16 protein-coding genes are annotated in these 17,990 nt (G+C 62.1%); 2 read left to right on the top strand and 14 right to left on the bottom strand.

The genetic code is table 11. The annotated features are described in order from the left end of the window. The first annotated feature begins 138 nt into the window (after positions 1-138). Complete coding sequence (locus DIE03_RS30290; RefSeq protein ID WP_124455897.1) at positions 139-1,398, top strand: IS256 family transposase; 1,260 nt, start codon at positions 139-141, stop codon at positions 1,396-1,398. Positions 1,399-1,687: 289 nt separating this feature from the next. On the opposite strand, the gene DIE03_RS30285 is transcribed toward DIE03_RS30290, so the two are convergent. The 8 genes from DIE03_RS30285 to DIE03_RS30250 all read right to left on the bottom strand — a co-directional run bounded on the left by DIE03_RS30285 (position 1,688) and on the right by DIE03_RS30250 (position 11,188). Then, positions 1,688-3,163 carry an ATP-dependent endonuclease gene (locus tag DIE03_RS30285; RefSeq protein WP_124455896.1) on the bottom strand — a complete coding sequence of 492 codons (1,476 nt, stop codon included), beginning with the start codon at positions 3,161-3,163 and terminating at the stop codon, positions 1,688-1,690. Between the two features lie 310 nt (positions 3,164-3,473). Then, a complete protein-coding gene (locus DIE03_RS30280) occupies positions 3,474-4,427 on the bottom strand; it encodes a hypothetical protein (RefSeq protein ID WP_124455895.1) in 954 nt (317 codons plus the stop codon). A gap of 163 nt (positions 4,428-4,590) precedes the next feature. Beyond that, positions 4,591-5,379: a hypothetical protein gene (locus DIE03_RS30275; RefSeq protein ID WP_124455894.1), complete on the bottom strand. Its 789-nt coding sequence runs from the start codon at positions 5,377-5,379 to the stop codon at positions 4,591-4,593. A gap of 105 nt (positions 5,380-5,484) precedes the next feature. Continuing rightward, positions 5,485-7,347 (bottom strand): methyl-accepting chemotaxis protein, encoded by a 1,863-nt coding sequence (locus DIE03_RS30270; RefSeq protein ID WP_124455893.1) that lies wholly within the window; start codon positions 7,345-7,347, stop codon positions 5,485-5,487. A gap of 169 nt (positions 7,348-7,516) precedes the next feature. Continuing rightward, a complete protein-coding gene (locus DIE03_RS30265) occupies positions 7,517-8,188 on the bottom strand; it encodes an OmpA family protein (protein ID WP_124455892.1) in 672 nt (223 codons plus the stop codon). 70 nt (positions 8,189-8,258) lie between these two features. Then, positions 8,259-9,023, bottom strand: coding sequence for a flagellar motor protein (locus DIE03_RS30260; protein ID WP_124455891.1), 765 nt, complete (start codon positions 9,021-9,023; stop codon positions 8,259-8,261). 13 nt (positions 9,024-9,036) lie between these two features. Next, a complete protein-coding gene (locus DIE03_RS30255; protein ID WP_124455890.1) occupies positions 9,037-10,287 on the bottom strand; it encodes a cyclic nucleotide-binding domain-containing protein in 1,251 nt (416 codons plus the stop codon). A gap of 238 nt (positions 10,288-10,525) precedes the next feature. Next, positions 10,526-11,188 carry a glutathione S-transferase family protein gene (locus tag DIE03_RS30250; protein ID WP_124455889.1) on the bottom strand — a complete coding sequence of 221 codons (663 nt, stop codon included), beginning with the start codon at positions 11,186-11,188 and terminating at the stop codon, positions 10,526-10,528. 289 nt (positions 11,189-11,477) lie between these two features. On the opposite strand from DIE03_RS30250, the gene DIE03_RS30245 reads away from it, so the two are divergent. After that, a complete protein-coding gene (locus DIE03_RS30245) occupies positions 11,478-12,833 on the top strand; it encodes a polyhydroxyalkanoate depolymerase (RefSeq protein WP_124455888.1) in 1,356 nt (451 codons plus the stop codon). 106 nt (positions 12,834-12,939) lie between these two features. Here the strand turns inward: DIE03_RS30245 and DIE03_RS30240 are convergent, their stop codons facing one another. From DIE03_RS30240 to DIE03_RS30220, 6 genes are all read right to left on the bottom strand, one after another. After that, the gene (locus DIE03_RS30240; RefSeq protein ID WP_124455887.1) at positions 12,940-13,404 is read right to left on the bottom strand and encodes a DUF3761 domain-containing protein; all 465 of its coding nucleotides are present in this window, start codon (positions 13,402-13,404) and stop codon (positions 12,940-12,942) included. A 61-nt stretch (positions 13,405-13,465) separates the two neighbouring features. Further along, positions 13,466-13,603, bottom strand: coding sequence for an HHHH-motif protein (locus DIE03_RS38440; protein WP_006488624.1), 138 nt, complete (start codon positions 13,601-13,603; stop codon positions 13,466-13,468). Between the two features lie 295 nt (positions 13,604-13,898). After that, positions 13,899-14,333: a cupin domain-containing protein gene (locus tag DIE03_RS30235; protein ID WP_124455886.1), complete on the bottom strand. Its 435-nt coding sequence runs from the start codon at positions 14,331-14,333 to the stop codon at positions 13,899-13,901. 79 nt (positions 14,334-14,412) lie between these two features. After that, positions 14,413-15,408: an ABC transporter permease gene (locus DIE03_RS30230; RefSeq protein WP_124455885.1), complete on the bottom strand. Its 996-nt coding sequence runs from the start codon at positions 15,406-15,408 to the stop codon at positions 14,413-14,415. A gap of 1 nt (position 15,409) precedes the next feature. Beyond that, complete coding sequence (locus tag DIE03_RS30225) at positions 15,410-16,387, bottom strand: ABC transporter permease (RefSeq protein WP_124455884.1); 978 nt, start codon at positions 16,385-16,387, stop codon at positions 15,410-15,412. Positions 16,388-16,420: 33 nt separating this feature from the next. Further along, positions 16,421-17,977, bottom strand: coding sequence for a sugar ABC transporter ATP-binding protein (locus tag DIE03_RS30220; RefSeq protein WP_124455883.1), 1,557 nt, complete (start codon positions 17,975-17,977; stop codon positions 16,421-16,423). Positions 17,978-17,990 lie beyond the last annotated feature (13 nt).

The raw sequence follows: 17,990 nt of genomic DNA, 5'->3' as shown, positions 1-17,990 counted from the left end.
ACTGAGGATCATCTGCAGTCGACAAACGTATGCATCTCGTCAATCTATGGCACTGTGCAAGGCGTGAGGATGATCGAGGAATGAGCCTATCCGAATGTTTGTGTGTGAGGCATAAACTGGCGACCAAGGAGCCACTTTATGCCACGCAAACGCAAGGAAGAAGTGACGATTGAACCGGGCAAGGGCTTGAACCTGGACCCGGAACTCATCAAGCAACTGGTGCCCGGGACGCTGGACCGGGCGACGATCAATGAGCAACTGGCCGCGCTCAAGAAGGCGATCTTCGAGCGTGCGCTGGGCGGCGAACTGACCCATCATCTCGGTTACGAGAAGGGTGAAGCCAAGCCGGCGAGTAGCACGAACCACCGCAACGGCACCAGCCGCAAGCGCATCACGACCGACGACGACCTGCTCGACGTCGAGATTCCGCGCGACCGCGAAGGCACCTTTGATCCGGTACTGATCGCCAAGGGCGAGCGACGCTTCACCGGCTTCGACGACAAGATCATCGCGATGTACGCACGCGGCATGAGCGTGCGGGAGATTCAGGGTTTCCTGCTGGAGATGTACGGCATCGAGGTGTCACCGGACTTCGTCAGCACGGTGACCGACGCGGTGATCGACGAAGTGCGCGAATGGCAGCAGCGGCCGCTCGAGCCGATGTACCCGGTCGTGTTCTTCGACGCCTTGCGAGTCAAGATCCGCGACGAAGGCGTCGTGCGCAACAAGGCGATCTACCTGGCGCTGGGAGTGCGCCGTGACGGCACACGTGATGTGCTGGGCCTTTGGATCGAGCAGACCGAGGGGGCCAAGTTCTGGCTGCGGGTGGTGAACGACCTGAAGCTGCGCGGCGTGCAGGACATTCTGATCGCCGTGGTCGACGGCCTGAAGGGCTTCCCGGAAGCGATCAACACGGTGTTCCCGGAAACGACGGTCCAGACCTGCATCGTGCATCTGATCCGGAACTCGCTGGACTTCGCGAGCTGGAAAGACCGGAAATCGGTCGCAGCGGCGCTCAAGGAGGTCTATCGGGCACCGAGCGCCGAAGCGGCCGCCGTGGCGCTGGATACGTTCGATACGAGCCCATGGGGTACGAAATACCCTCCGATTGCCGCGCTCTGGCGCCGAGCCTGGGATCAGGTGATTCCGTTCTACGCCTTCGCGCCTGATATCCGGAAAATTGTATATACGACCAACGCGATCGAGTCGCTGCACATGCAGCTTCGAAAGATCATCAAGGCGCGCGGCCACTTCCCGTCGGACGAGGCCGCGCTCAAACTGATCTGGCTGGCGCTGCGCAACATCGTGGCCAAGTGGACCGGTTCCCGGCACGATTGGAAGAGCGCCATGACTCAGTTCGCGCTGCTTTACCCGGAACGATTCAACATTGGAGTCTGAATCTCAACCCGCCTCGCACACGGAATTCCGGATAGCTCCCGAGGAATTGCTGCAGCTTTCCTCAGCGCAACGGTTCCGAGCATCCGCTACGCTGAGGAATATGTGGCAGAACGCCCGCCTCCGTCAGTTTCAGCACCTCTCGACTATTCATCAGCGACGCAATAGCGGGAAGGCTAAGTCTTTACATCTTGTGCGCGACTAATACCAATACGATTCCAGCAGCCAATCACCAATAGACGTTTTTGACGATAATCTACTTATCCAGAAGGTTGCCCATCAAATCAACCGACTATGAGCAAAGCCGTTTTATACTTTCTTTCAGTTTCGAAAGATCTTCGTAATCGTATATAAACCGACACACATCCCTTTTGAATATTTCGTCAGCAATCCCCTGTTCCGAGGCGCATCGTTTAAGAACAGAGAACAATCCCTTGCCATTTGAATCCGACGAAGATCTTTTATCTGATTTATAATCATTCATTATATCGCTCAAGCTTCTTACTTGGAAAAATTCGTCGCCAAATTTTCTCATAAACGCCACATCCAGATCCAATGCGAGTTTTTTGAGAAGATATTTTTCCAAACTCTTGATCGGCAAAAATTGCTTGGGGAGTGCACCATATTGCGTGCCATTTCCGTAAAGTTTATCGCACTCGCCCCTTATGTCCCCATCGAGTATCGATATTACCTTGCACGCGTTACCAGCAAGCCTCGATTGAGAGATTTCGTGTTGCAGCTCCAACGTTTTCTCCCATCCGCCGCAAGGTAGTATTTTTATCAATCGACTGCTATACATCGATTTTTCTCGAAGACACCCTTCAACCAAGAATTTTGCGAGATCATCTTCGACAAGCAGGATGTAATCAAATCCATCTGCCGTATATAGACATCTGGTAGCATACGCAGGGTAGCATGGGTTAAGTACTTCAATCACGCCTGCAGTAGGTGATTCAAGATGAAAAATTTTCTCGGGTCGAACATTTGCAATAATTTGGACACTGTGCGTGGCAAAATAAATGCAAAAATTATGCTGATCCGATATTTTGTTCAGGAAAATTGCAAGCCGATCCTGCGCTGAAGGATGCAATGCCAACTCAATTTCATCCATAATGATCACACTAAGATGATCGTTTTGTTTCTTTTCTTTGTACTTTACGCGCTCATTGATAAGATGAAGCAACCCAATAAGCAAAAATTCCCCGGAGCTCATTTTAAGATAATGAAGCCACTTCCCGTTCCTTTCGATAAGATACGGAATTCCGTGAAAACCAAGACCTTCTGCAACAGGTTTTGATTTAACGCGCTTTAACCCAGAAAAATGGCTTTTATCATTTCGAAGAATCCAGCCTAGATTTTCTGAGACGAAGGGGTCGGAGTCACGAAGGTCGGCCGGGGAGATCTTAATTGCCTTGGAAACCCTGGATATATGTGCGTCGCTAAATCTATTTCCAAATATCAGGCTTCCCTCGTAAAACCCATCGACGCAAATTTCGCTTTGGCATTGATCGGTTCTCTGCCAACTTATTTTTTTCTCCCAAACATTTTCATCCCCCCCGCTGCGATAGGAGATCTTAGAAGTTGCTTCCCCATCATTTTTAAAGAAATTTTGCAATGCGCCACGGTAAACAAGCTTTGAAAGTGCGGCAAATATTGTACTCTTCCCGATCCCGTTTTCGCCTGTAATTGCGTAAAGTCCTTTTTTCAATGGAAGTGAGAGCGACATACTTCTGATCCCACGAATATTTTCCAGTTTCAACTCAACCAATTAATTCTCCTTCTGAAATATATTATTTCCCGCGTCAACCAACGAATACGCCGTTTTGAAAACAACGACATCGGAGCTTCAACTGACTTAGAGGTGGTGGCTCTCGATGAGAGTCACATGCCATCTATTGCTTATCGGCATTTACTTAAAAATCTTAAGGCTTTACCGGCCAATCCAACTGACCGACTGCTCACCGGCAGGGAATCGATGTCAAAGTGGCGACGAGAAATGCAGGCGAACGACGCTTCCTGGCCGAAGTGAGTCAGCCGATCTGACGCTGCCTGTTTGATCTAGTCCAACCTTTTACACATCATTGCCTAAGCGAGATCTGATCGACTCTGACCCAGCCAAATAGATGTTTACCGGTGGCTTTAACGTAGTTCACGTAGGCCCACCCCGTCGGAGACTGCTTCAGTACCGTTACGACATCATTCTGGACGAGATAGGCTCGACTTGCAGTCGCTTCGTCGGGGGCCGTGAACAGAGTCGCTTTTGCAACCGACACCGCGGCGGTCGGGCCTTCAACACCCGCTTCTTGCGCCGCTGGCGTGCCTACAGAGGTGGCAGAGCCTTTCGAAAGCGCCGTATCAATCAGTTGCGCATCGAAGTGCGCCCCGTCCGCCTTTAGAGCTGCTGCAATTTTCCGATAAGACTCTCGATTGGCCGAGGAAGGCGGGTCACAACGCAAGAGGTTGTCGGCCCCCGAAGCGTCGCGCATCAGCAAACGCGCAGGCTGTCCCGCATTGATAGAGGCCAACTTGTTGCTTGCCGTGGGACGATCTCGCGTGAGCATCATCGAAGTTTGGGAATCTGTTCCCCACTGAGCGCCTTGACTCGGTTGCCATCCTGCCCCGCAAATCTCTCCGGTTTGCTCGGCCGTGATACAGCCTGTTTTTATCTCAATCATGGAACAGTACTCGCGGTTCAGTACCGTGTCCGGTTGCCCCTGCCCCGTGGACACTGTTCCCTGATCGTTTCGCATAACGATTACATATCGACCTGAAGGGGAGATATTCCATTTGTTGAGCGGCTCCATCTGCGTTCCCCCGCCAGCGTTCGATTCACCCGCTCGCGGCAACAAGCCAAATGTCGTTCCATTCGGAAAGGAGAAAACCGCTTTCTTCCAGGCCCGACGGGGCAATGGATCTTGAGGGTTCGCCGCATTGCTATAGAGCACTGCCGCTCCGCCGAGCAATGCAAAGCGTAGATTGGACTGCAGTGCTGCGCTTGCAAGACCTGACCAAAGCATGGTCATCGCAAGCATGGTTCCGACACGTGTAACAAGCGTGCACGGGTTACCTGCCCGAAACAACGGAACACGTGGCTTCGTAAGTTCCAACGCTGACTCATTCAAGATGGCATTCCCAAAGCTTGGACCAATGTTGATAACGCCCACCCGACTCGACGACAATCAAGACAATTGCATCCTATTGAACAACTGCATCGACCATCGCCTGCGCATCGGACACAAACCGCGAATAACGCCTCTGTTTAGGTAATTGCTGCGCGAAACAGGCTGGTCGCTGTTCCTCGGCAACGTGCTCCGCACTGCAAGCGGCAATCGTCGGCAACGTCGCATCCCGCCACAGGATATAAACCCGCGCGCCCTGCCTGACCGACACCAACAACGTATTCGGCCCATCCGGCATCCCGTCCTGGCTGTCACCCACCAGCAACGCCTTCACCACCGCATCAGCCGGCTTTCGCTTCACCGGCAATTCGGCAAACCGAAACTCCGCAGCGTCGCCGCCAAGCACATCGGTGTAAAACGTCTCGTTATCGAAAATCGCCGCGATATCATCCGCCGACTTGATCCCCGCATCCGCCGTTGCCACCCAAGCCTTCAAAAGCGGAACCGTCGTCACAACGAGATTCACCTTCCCGTCATTCGACTTCAAGAGCAGTCCATCCGGCCCGGGTGTCATCCCGTTATCGATGTAGAGGGTATCCACGGTACTCCCCGCCTTCGCGGGAAAACCTTTCGCCCTGACCGTCCCGACAAGCTTGACCAGCCGCGCATTCACCTCGGCCGTATATTTCCTGTCCAGATCCGCCTGATCTTCCATCCGCGCCGCGGTAACCGCGTCAACGGCTTTCTTCCGATAGACAAGATACGAATCGGTAGGCGACGCAATCACCTTCGCACCCACCGCAGCCACCACCGCGACGAGAACCACCGCCCCCACTCCAATCTTCCACCTTGAAATGCGTTTCATTTTTATAACCGCCACCGAATCCCGCGCCAACATACAAAAACGGCTGCTGTGAACCCACGGCAGCCGTCCCTCAGAAGCGCTCTATTCTAAATCCCAAACCAGCCCTTACTCATCCACCTTAAAAGCCGAAACCAGCTTCGTCAGTTCCGCAGCCTGCTGCTTCAAACTCTCCGCAGCCGCAGCGCTTTCCTCGACCAAAGCCGCATTCTGCTGGGTCATCTGATCAAGCGACTGCACCGCATCCCCAATCTGATCAATGCCAGCACTCTGCTCCAGGCTAGCCTCGGCAATCTCGCTCATCATCGCGCTAACGCCCTGAACCTGCGAGACAACATCGCTCATCACCTTCCCCGCCTCACTAACGAGCCGCGACCCGGCACCCACCGTCCCCGCGCTGTGCTCGATCAGCGATTTGATCTCCTTCGCCGCCTGCGCGCTGCGCTGCGCCAGATTCCGTACTTCCGAAGCAACGACAGCGAACCCACGCCCCTGCTCCCCCGCCCGCGCCGCCTCCACCGCAGCATTCAACGCCAGAATATTCGTCTGAAACGAGATACTGTCGATCATCACGATGATCTCGGAGATCCGTTGCGATGCGTTGCTGATCTGCTCCATCGTCGTCACGACTTCCCCCACCACCTGCCCGCCACGCGCCGCCGTATCCGCCGCCCCATTGATCATCTTCGCGGCCGTAGTCGCCGTCTCGGTGTTGTTACGCACCACGGCCGTGATCTCTTCCATCGACGAAGCCGTCCGCTCCAGGTTGCTCGATTGCCCTTCGGTGCGCTCGCTGAGATCCGCATTCCCCGAAGCAATCTGCGCCGACCCGGTCGCGATCGAAGCCGAAGCCGCACGAATCCGATGAACCAGCGTCGACAGCGACGACACGAACCGGTTGAACGCATCCGACAGCTGCCCGATCTCGTCCCCGCTCTCGACCGTCATCCGGCGCGTCAAATCGCCCTGGCCGCTCGCGATCTCCGACAACAGCGTCGCCGCCCGACGAATCGGTGCAGCAATCGCGCGCCCCACCAGCCAGATCACGAGCAACGCAACCCCAAGCCCCACTACCGCCGCAACCAGCGCCGCACTATGGATCGCCCGCGTCACCGGCCCGAGCAGTTCGGCCTGCGGCACTTGGACGACCACATACGCGTTCAACTCAGGAATGAACGACGTCGCGATGAACCGCGCGCCGCCATCACCCTCATAGCTGAGGTACGCATAAGGCTTACCGGCAAGCAACGTCGACGACGCATCGCCCGGCAACCCCGGCTCATCCTTCAGAAAATGCTTGCCGTCGATCAGCGACGTATCGCGATGCATCATGATCGCGCCATCTGGGCGCACGAGGTACGCAAACCCGCTCTCACCGATCCGGTAAGCCGAGATACCCTTCGCAAGCGCATCGACGGACAGGCTCATGCACGCCGCGCCAATCGGCACACCGTCGATTTCCACGCGGCTGTTGATGAACATCATGTAGCCGCCGACGGTCACCTCGCGATCCATGTTCACGTCGAACGCCTTGCCGGACGACAGGAAGCTGGTCAGCCACTGATCCTTGTCGGTCACTTTCCGCTGCAGGCCGGCTTCGTTGTAGTAGTTGCCGCTCTTCACCGACACCCACTGCACGGACGCGGCCTTCTGCTCGTCCTTCACGTTCTTCGCGAACTGGATCCAGTTGCGCGTGCCGGCATCGGGTTCGCCGTCGGCTTCCCATTGCAGCAGGAACGCATCGCGCGCGAGGATGCGCGACGCGGCGATCGGGCCGGCCATCTGGCGCTGCACGTCGGCGCGAATGCCGTTCACGGCGGTCGGCAGTTCTTCGCGGACGACGCGATCGCGCACCGCGTTGCCGATCAGACGAACGCTGAGCCCGCTCGAAATCGCGACGAACACGAGCAGGCAACTCGTCATGCTGAGAATCAGCTTGTTCTGAATGGAAAGCTTGCGCCAGAAATGCATGGGGAACCCTCGATAACCGCTCGGTCTGAGCCAGTTTGGGTTATCGGCATGCACACGCAGAACCGCATCGCTGATTTCAGATACCAATCATGCGAGATTCGTTATGTTGATGACAGGCGGGCATATGCGGCCGCCTATATGGGATGGCACAACGCAAGTACCACGCGAATCAGTAGGCAACAAAGATCGTGACGCGCCGGTTTCGCGCCCTTGATGCAGCATCGTCGCCCGCGACGAGCGGCTGCGTATCGGCCCGCCCGATCGCGGCCAGCTGATGCGGCGCGATACCGCGCTCGGTCAGGTAGCGCACGACACTGCCCGCACGCGCCGACGACAGCTCCCAGTTCGATTCGTATTTCGCGTTCGCGATCGGCACGTTGTCCGTGTGGCCTTCGACGAGGATGTCGCCTGTCGCGTGATCGCCGAGTGCCTGCGCAATCTGGTTCAGCACGGGCGACGAATCGGGCAGCAAGCGCGCATCGCCGACATTGAACAGGATCTTCGCGTCGATGCCGATCTCGACACCGTGCGGCGCCTTCACCAGCGAGATCCGGCCGTTCGACTTCAACGAATCGAGCAACGCGAGCCACGGCGGCGCAGCGTCGGACTTGACGGGTTCGGCGGCGGCAGTCGCAGCACCACCGGCCTGCCGCGCGAGCGTCTGGTACCGCGCATCGAGCGCGTTGTATTTCGCGAGCTGCAGCACGTACAGCGCGAGAAACAGCACCATCAGCGTCGTGATGAGATCCGCGTACGAAATCAGCCAGCGTCCGGACTGCGCGCCTTCGAGTTCGTCATCGTCGCGATCGGCAGCGGATGCGCCGTCAGTTCGAGCAGTCATGCTGTCGGGAATCCGGGTTCGTCATGCGGTACAGATACAGGCCCAGGCGCAAGCACAAAGCGCACAAACATCACGCCAGCGATTCCGCCGCGCGCCCGCGCACGTCGCCGGTCAAGCGCGTTTCGATCGTATGCGGCGACTCCTTGCGCGAAATCGCGAGCAAGCCGTCGAGATACAGCTTGCGGAACCGCATCTCGCTGTCGATCTGCGCGCGCAGCTTGCCGTACAGCGGCAGGAACACGAGGTTCGCGAACGCAAGGCCATACAGCGTCGCGACGAACGCCATCGCGATGCCCGGCCCGAGTTGCGCGGGTTCGAGAATATGGCTCGTCACCTGCACAAGCCCGAGCACCGAGCCGAGAATGCCGAAGGTCGGCGCATAACCGCCGGCCTGCTGCCACACGCGCACGGCGGCGAGGCGGCTGCGTTCGTACGCATCGAGCTCGCGCTGCAACGCATCCTCGAGCACGGCGGTCGATACGCCGTTCGCGAGCAGTTCGAGCCCGCGGCGCGCGAATGGATGAATGCCGCTCACATCCATCGATTCGAATGCGAGCAACCCGTCGAGCTTCGCGCGATCACCCCATTCGAGCAGGTCGGACAGGTTCTTGCGATCGACCTCGCGCGCGCGCACGAACGCGAGCCGCAGCTGCTTCACCGCGTCGAAGAAGCGCGCCCACGTGTTCTGGATCATCACCGCGCCGAGCGTGCCGCCGAGCACGATCACGAGCGCCTCGAACTGGAACAGCATCGAGAAATGCCCGCCTTCGAGTGCGAAACCGAACACGATCGCCGCGCCGCCGAGCACCACACCGGCCAGGGTCAACAGATCCATACGCTTCTCCGTTTCACGCATCCGACGCCGACGTCGACGCCACCGGCGCCACGCCCGCCGCAGGCGCCTTCGCCACACGCACGGCATCCAGCACGCGCTGCTCGATCTCCTCGACCTCGATCGGATCGAGCTTGATCTCGCGGCGCATGACCCACGACACTTCGTTGCGCCGCGCCTCGGTCATCACGGAAAACAGCTTGTCGGCCACGGCGCGATCGTCGAGGTTCGCGATCAGCTTCGCGAGGTCGTACGTATCGAACGCGCTGATCACGTCGAACAGCGTGCGCTGGTCGACCCACACGATGTCCTCCAGCGCGCGCACGTCGCCGCCGCGACGGCCGTTGCGCCGCGAGAAGTACGCCACACCCTTCTGCTCGACGAAACTGAGCACCTTCGATTTGCGGAACGCGAACACTTCGTCGGCGATCTCGCCGTTCGAGAGCTTGTTGAGCAGCAGCGTCCTGTCGACGCCGATCAGCGATTCGAGATCGGCCAGTTCGATGAGTTCGAGTTCGCTGTTGATCGACAGGTCGAGATCGTGATCGGCCACCTGCTGCGCGCGATCGATCACGCGCGCGGCGTCGAACGTGACGACCTGGCGCGCATCCGACGAGGCCGCATGGTCGGTTGCGCTGCCGGCAGCGTCACCCTGCGCGGCTTCGATCGTGACGAGATTGAGCTTCTCCATGCGTCGCAGCATCGCGAGCACGTGCGGGCGCGAGTGGCCGGCAATCGCGCGGCATTTGCGGATCACTTCGGCGAGCGGCACCGAGGTTTCGGCCGCATGGGCCTGCATCGGCCGGCGCGCCCACGTGTCAGCGGCTTCGCGCCCATCGGCGTTCGCCATCAGCGCCAGCAGGTGCGCATACGACAGCACGCCCGGCATGAAGTCGCCATGCGTGTAGGTAGCGAGCTGGTCGTCCTTGCGCTTCACGCGGCGAATCATCGTCCGCACGATGTGGCGCAGCAGCGCGGACACACGCTCGATTTCGTCATCGAGCATGCTGGCCGGCACGACGGTGAGCTGACAGAACGACAGCGCCTTCGCGGTATGCGCTCGCGGTTCGGCCGCGAGCAACGCCGATTCGCCGAAGAACTCGCCACGGCCGAGCGTCGCGACGATGACGCGCTTGTCGTCGCATCGCGTGGACAGCTCGACCTTGCCGTCGGTAATCAGAAAGATGACGGGCTCGCCGGCGAAGCCCTCGGAATAGATGATTTCCCCGGGCGCCGCCGTACGCGTCCACGATTGCTGACGATTCACAAGTCGATCCCCCTGCTGCGCTGGTTGTTGCGGACTGCGCGTCGCACGTCTGAAGCGTGCGATCGCGAGTCATCCCCGTGACTCGTTTACGTCATCGGGCTCAACATCCTTTAGGGAATTCGTCCTCGTTTCGAACCGAAATCAAGGTAAAACGTTTGCGAGTTGCGCGAGCGCATCGAATGTTCGTTTCGCCTCTTGCGCATGTCGCGAAATTGGAAGTGTGCGGCGAGTGCGTGCGTCAGAACTCCATGTCGAGTTCGTCGATGTCTTCGTGCTCGGCCTTCGCCGCTTCGATCCACTCGGCGACGAACGGATGCGCGAGCACGCGCAGGCAGTATTCGGCGACATCCGGTTCGAGCTTCAAGTCGTAGGTCAGGAAGCGCGTGACGACCGGCGCGTACATCGCATCGGCAATGCCGATCTCCGCACCGAACAGCCAGGGGCCGCCGTACTCGGCGAGGCATTCGCGCCAGATCGTCACGATCCGCTCGATGTCGTGCTGCGCGCGCGACCAGATCCGGAAGCCGGGGAAATGCCCGCGCAGGTTCATCGGCAGCGCGGATCGCAATGCGCTGAAGCCGGAGTGCATTTCGCCGCAAATCGACCGGCAGTGCGCGCGTGCATGGCGGTCGTCGGGCAGCAGCCGCGCCTGCGGGCGGATCTCGTTCAGGTATTCGGCGATCGCGAGCGTGTCCCACACCGCGTTGCCGTCGTGCGTCAGGCACGGCACGAGGATCGATGGCGACAGCAGCAGCAACTCCGCGCGCGACGTCGCATCGATCGGCACGCTGATCGTCTCGAACGCGAGCCCGCTCAGCTTCGCGAGCAACCAGCCGCGCATCGACCATGACGAGTAATTGCGGCTGCTGATGGTCAGCGTCGTCCGTGCGTTGGATTCCATGTGACTCCCCTGCTGAATGTCGTTCGTGCCCCTGCACCGCAAACGGACGCGCCGTGCGACCGCCCGCACCACACCTGTGCGCTCCGTTCGCCGAACTGGCGCAACGTCGCACGGCATCGCGGCACGTATCGCGCGCCGGGACGGCGCAGCGGCGCGTCGCCTTCGTCCATCCGTCGTCACGTGCCGCTTGCGCTGCCGCGCTCTCGAACCGCGTGCAACGCGCGTGCCAGCCGCATGCTGGCACACGGCTTGCCTCGTTCCCTGTTCTGCGGCGCAACGAACGACGGCCATGAACCTGCTTGCCTATCCGTTTTATCAATGGTCTGCTGAATGCCTGCGCCCGGCGCGCGCATGGGCAGCCGCCACGCGCGCGACGATGTCGCTGTGGCCGCCGGCGACGTCGACACCGACGGGCCGCATGGTCGACGCGCTGTGCGAACTGCTCGAATGCTGCGCGTTCTCGCACCGGCGCCCGCCGTTCGGGATCGAGTCGATCGTCGTCGACGGCGAAACGGTGCCGATCGTCGAGGAAGCGGCGACAACGACACCGTTCGGGACGCTGCTGCATTTCCGCAAGGCGCGGGCGGTCACGCGCCAACCGCGCGTGCTGATCGTCGCGCCGATGTCCGGGCACTTCGCGACACTGCTGCGCGGCACGGTACGCACGATGCTGGCCGATCACGACGTGTACATCACCGACTGGCACAACCCGCGCGACATCCCGCTGGCAGCCGGCCGCTTCGGTTTCGACGAATACGTCACGCACGTGGTCGACTTCATCCGCCACATTGGCCCGGACGCGCACGTGCTGGCGATCTGCCAACCGACCGTCGCGTCGCTGGCGGCAGTTGCGCTGATGGCGGCCGGCGGCGATCCGGCACAACCGGCGAGCCTCACGCTGATGGCCGGCCCGATCGACTGCCGCGTGAATCCGACGAAGGTCAACGAACTCGCGACGAGCCAGCCGATCGAATGGTTCGCGCGCAACCTGATCAGCGTGGTGCCGACGGGTTTCGTCGGCGCGCAGCGGTGCGTGTATCCGGGCTTCGTGCAAGTGGGCGCGTTCATGTCGATGAACCCGGACCGGCATGCGGCGTCGTTCGCCGATCTGTACTACGAACGCGCAAAAGGCGACCCAGCGAAAGCCGACACGCTGCGGCACTTCTACGACGAATACTTCGCGACGGCCGATCTCACCGCGGAGTTCTATCTGGAAACGGTCGAGAAGGTGTTCCAGCAATACGCGCTCGCGCGCGGCGAGTTGGTCGTCGGCGACAGGCTCGTCGAACCGGCTGCGATTCATCGCACCGCGCTGTTGACGATCGAAGGCGAGAAAGACGATATCTGCGCAGTAGGCCAGACGGTGGCCGCGCAGGAACTGTGTTCGGGTTTACCGCCGTATCTGAAGACGCACCACGTACAGACGGGTGTGGGGCACTACGGCGTGTTCAACGGCAGCCGGTGGGAAACGCAGATCTATCCGATCGTGCGGGCGACGATCCACGACAACGAGCCGTACGATCGCACCGCGACCGCGGAAGGCGACGCAAGCGGCACCCACTACGTCACGCTGCGCGCGCTGCTCGATGCGCGCGCAACCGGGGATGACGCGGCGACCGAAACGCGATCGCATCTCGCGCACTGAGCGTGCACGGCGCTGCAAATGAATCGCCCCGCCGGAGAGGCGGGGCGACGTGTGCTGCCGCGTTCGGACGACGCGCGCTCGACTGCACGCGCGCGCCGGCTCTGCGTTACGAGCAGGCCTTGCCGTGCGACGCGTGGTAGCCCTTCGCCTTCGCGTCGGCTTCCGACATGTAGCTGCCGTGCTTCGTCTTGCCGTAGTACTTGTCGGTCGAGCAGTGATAGACCTTCGTGCTGTCGTTCGCCCACACCTTGCCCGCACCGCCGCCCGGCGCTGCTGCGGTCGTTGCGGCGGCGCTCTTCGCGGGTGCGGCGCCCGATGCCGGCGCAGCGGAAGCCGCCGTGGCCGGTGCTGCTGCCGGCGCGCTCGCCGCGGCAGCGGCCGATGCGCCGTACCACGCCTTCACGCCCTTGTGGCCGGCACATGCGCCCTTCTTCGACGCGCCCGAGTAGAACGAGCCGTCCTTGCACAGACCGGTCGTGCCGGCCGGCGCGCTGGCCGGAACCTGCGCGAACGCACCGATCGACATACCCATGCCGGCGACCAGCGCGGCGATCAACATCGTCTTTTTCATGATCCTCTCCTGATTTGCCTGAAAGATGAAACGTCCGGGACATCCCCGGGAAAGACCACGTTTACCGCACCCAGCGGCACACGCGATGGTGGTGATGATCGAAGTGGCACACGCGGTGCGAATGCGCTTCGGCCAGTGCCGGCACGAGCACGGCGCAAGCCAGTGCGGTTGCCGTCAGGATCTTCGCGATGCGGTTCATGGTGAAACTCTCCCGGATAGGTCAGCCGGTGATCCGGCTGGTACCTCCTTAACGCCGGTCGTCGACAGGCCGTGCACCGCGCGTGCGTGCAATTGACGATCTTTGACATCGCATCGCCAATCGGCCGTCGAAGCTGACGAATGCCTTTCCTTTCTTTCCGGATCTTCAGCTCGGGAACGCTTGGGAATTCGAAGCAACGCGTCGAAGCGAAGGAAGCCCGTCGCGGGTGCCGATGGCGAAATAAAAAACCGCCCGAAGGCGGTTCGTCGACAGCGTGTGCAGCAACGCGTGAAAGCTACGCGCCGGCCTCGCTCCAGGGCGTCGGCGTCGGTACCGCGCACGGCCCGTCGACGTCGATCGACTTGAAATCGGCGGGCCCGACGATCTCCAGGTACTCCATATCTGGCGAGTAGTCGAACAGGTAGTGGACGATCCCCGGCGCCTGGTGCACGCAGTCGCCGGCGGCCACCAGCGTTTCCTGTTCGCCGTACATGAAGCGCGCCCAGCCCTTCAGCATGATCACGATATGGAACTCGGCCTCGTGACGGTGCCAGCCGGTGCCCGCCTCCGGTGCATGATTTGCCCTGACGAGTTGCGCGACGACCTTGCCGTTCGTCGCGGCCGCGATGCCAAGATCGCGATACAGGAAGAAGTCGCGCAGGCCTTCGCCGCGAAATACGGTGTCCTGCGGCCTGACGTGGGAAAAGGCGGTGGTGGTCGGTGTGCTCATCGTCGTGCTCCTTCATCGAAAGGATCACGCGTGACAAGCATTTAGCGTTCCAGTTTGCAGCTGCACGCAACCGTGCGCATCACCGCTTGCGCCGCTTGCCCGTCAGCAGCGTCTGCGCGATCACCGCGAGCAGCAGGAACGCGCCGCTCGCGAGGTTCTGGTAGTACGGGCTCAACGTGCCGACCTGGTTGATCACGTTCTCGATCACGCCGAGCAGCAGCACGCCCGCGAGCGGCCCGAACAGCGTGCCGACGCCGCCCGTCAGCAGCACGCCGCCGATCACCGCCGCGGCGATCGACTGCAGTTCGTAGCTGTTGCCCGCGCCCGGCAGGCCCGAATCGAGCCGCGACGCGAGCAGCGCGCCGGCGAGCCCCGCGAGCGCCCCGCTCAGCCCGTACGTGACGATCTTGAGCCCTTCGACGTTCACGCCGAGCATCCGCGCGGCTTCCTCGTTGCCGCCGATCGCGAACACGCCCGCGCCGTAGCGCGTGTGATTCAGCACGAACGCGGCGACGAGGTACGCGACGAGCACGATCCAGACGAGATTGCCGATCCCGAACAGCGTACCGTTCGCGATCGTCGCGAAGAACCCGGGATTCGCGATCAGCATGTCCTGGCTCGCGAGCACGAGCGCCAGCCCTTTCAACCCGAGCAGCGCGGCGAGCGTGACGATGAACGGCGCCATCCGCGCCCGTGCGATCAGCCAGCCGTTCATGAGCCCGACGATCAGCCCGGCGCAGACGGGTGCGGCGAGCGCCGCGCCCCAGCCATACGGCGCCGCATACGCGGCAATCACGGTGCCGAGCCCGACGAGCGAGCCGACCGACAGGTCGAACCCGCCGAGGATGATGACGAAGCTCTGCCCGATCGTGATCAGCGCGACGAACGCGGCGGCCGCGACGATGTCGAGCAGGTTCGGCGCGCTCAGGAAATGCGGAAACACGCGGCCGGCGATCAGGCACACGAGCACGAGGATCGCGATCGCGCCGCGCGCCTGCACGAGACGGACGAATTGCGCGCGGCGGGCGCGGCTCGCGTCCTGCGCGGTAGGCGTGGAAATCGGCGCGGTCGACATGTCAGGCTCCCGAGCGCTGCAGGTACAGCGCACCGAGGATGAACGCGGCCTTCAGGATCTGCGCATACGTGTAGCTGATGTTGTTCATGATGAAGCTGGCGTCGAGCAGTTGCAGCAGCAGCACGCCGAACACGGTGCCGACGATCGATACGCGCCCGCCCGACAACGGCGTGCCGCCGATCACCGACGCGGCGATCGCATCGAGTTCGAAGTTCACGCCGACGTAGTTCGGATCGCCCGCGCCGAGACGCGCGGTGGCGAACAGGCCGGCGAGCCCGGCCAGCGCGCCGCTCGCCGCGTAAACCGCGAGCAACGTACGGCGCACCGGAACACCGGCGAGATGCGCGGCATCGCGGCTCGCGCCGACGAGGATCGTGTAGCGCCCGAACGTCGTGTTGCGCACGACGAAGAACACGACGGCCGCGCACACGAGCGCGATCAGCATCACGACCGGCAGCCCGGCGAACGTGCCGACGCCGATGAAATCGAACGCATCGGAAGGCGGCAGGCTCACGCGCGAGCCGCCGAGCAATGCTTGCGCCAGCCCGCGCGCGGCAACCAGCAACGCAAGCCCGGAAATCAGCGGATCGATGCCGAGCCGCGCGACGAGCCCGCCGTTGAAGAGGCCGACCGCGAGCCCGATCGCAATGGCCGCCGCGAATGCCGCGCCCGTTCCATACGGCAAGCACACGGCGATGATCGCACTCGACAGCGCCATCACCGAACCGACCGACAGGTCGATCCCGCGCGTCGCGATCGCGAGGTTCTGCCCGAGCGCGATCAGCACGATCGGCGCGGCCTGGAACAGCAGGCTGCGCGCGGCGAGCGGATTCGAGAAACCGGGCGTGACGACCAGGTTGAAGACGGCGAGCGCGACGAACGCGAGATACACGCTGTGGTCGCGCGCCTGCGCGAACAGCGAGCGGCGCGACGTGCGGCGTGCTTCATCCGGTTCGCTCATCAGGTTGGCAAGGTTCACGCTTTCCTCATCCTCAAATCGATATCCGGCGCGCTACGCCTGGTTCGCGAGCAACGCGGTCACGTCGTCGGGGCTCGCGCCGCGCGTCGACAGCTCGCCGCTCGTCGCGCCTTCATGCAGGATCACGAGCCGGTCGGCCAGCTCGAGCAACTCTTCCATCTCCGACGACGTCGCGACGACGGCGAGCCCTGCATCGGCGAGCCGCTTGACGAGATCGTGCACTTCCGCCTTCGCGCCGACGTCGATGCCGCGCGTCGGATCGTCGAGCAGCAGCACCGACGGCTCGGTCGACAGGCAGCGCGCGATCAGCGCCTTCTGCTGGTTGCCGCCGGACAGCGTCGAGATCGGCGCGCCCGCATGCGACGTCTTGATGCCCAGCTCGCGGATGTAGCGCTCGACGAGCGCTTCCTGCTTGCGCACGGAGATGAAGCCGAAGCGCGCGATGCGCGGCAGCACGCAGACGACGATGTTCTCGCGCACCGACAGCTTCGAGAAAATGCCTTCCGAGCGGCGATCCTCGGACAGGAACGCGAGCCCCGCGCGAATCGCGCGCGAGGGATCCGCACCATCGAGCGCGTGGCCGCCGACGCGCACCGCGCCGCCATCCGGCGGCTGCGCGCCGAACACGGCCTTGAACGTTTCGGTACGCCCCGCGCCGAGCAGGCCCGCGAGCCCGACGATTTCCTTCGGCGCGACGCGGAACGACACGTCGCGCAAACGCGTGCCCCAGCGCAACCCGTCGACGGTGAGTGCCGGCTCCTGCGCCGTATCGGCAGCGGCGGCTTCCGCCTGTTCGCGCGGGCCATGCGTGCCGACCTCGCGGCCGAGCATCGCCGAAATCAGCGCCATGCGCGGCAGCCGGTCGGGCGTATCGCTGCGCACCACCGCGCCGTCACGCAGCACCGTGAGCCGGTCGCACATCCGGTAGCACTCGGACAGCCGATGGCTCACGAGCACGATCGCGATGCCGGTCGCGCGCAACTGGTCGACGGCGCCGAACAGCACCTCCACTTCCGCACCGCTCAACGCGGACGTCGGTTCGTCGAGAATCAGCACGCGCGCGCCGAGCGACACGCCGCGCGCGATCGACACCATCTGCTGCTGCCCGAGCCCGAGCGAACCGACCTTGTCGGCCGGATCGACGTCGAGCCCGAAGCGCTCGACGATCTCGCGCGTACGCGCCAGCATCGCGCGGCGATCGATCCACGGGCCGAACCGGCGCGGCTCGTGGCCGAGGAAGATGTTCTCGGCCACGCTGCGTTCCGGGATCAGGTTGATTTCCTGGTAGACCGCGCAGATGCCCGCGCGCTGCGCGGCACGCGGGCTGTCGAACGACACGGGCGCGCCGTCGACACGGATCTCGCCCGCATCGGGCTGGTGAAAGCCGGTGAGGATCTTGATCAGCGTCGACTTGCCGGCGCCGTTCTCGCCCATCAGCCCGTGCACCTCGCCTGCGCGCAAGGTCAGCGACACGCCGTCGAGCGCACGCACGACCCCGAACGTCTTGCCGACGCCGCGCGTCTCGAGCACGACCGGTCTGCCGCCGGTGCCATCGTCGGCGCCGGGTCCGGCGGGAAGCGTTGCATCCATCGTGCGCCTCGCG

Source organism: Burkholderia sp. Bp8992, assembly GCF_003853705.1.
Taxonomy (GTDB): Bacteria; Pseudomonadota; Gammaproteobacteria; order Burkholderiales; family Burkholderiaceae; genus Burkholderia.
This window is presented reverse-complemented; position numbering and strand designations above follow the sequence as displayed.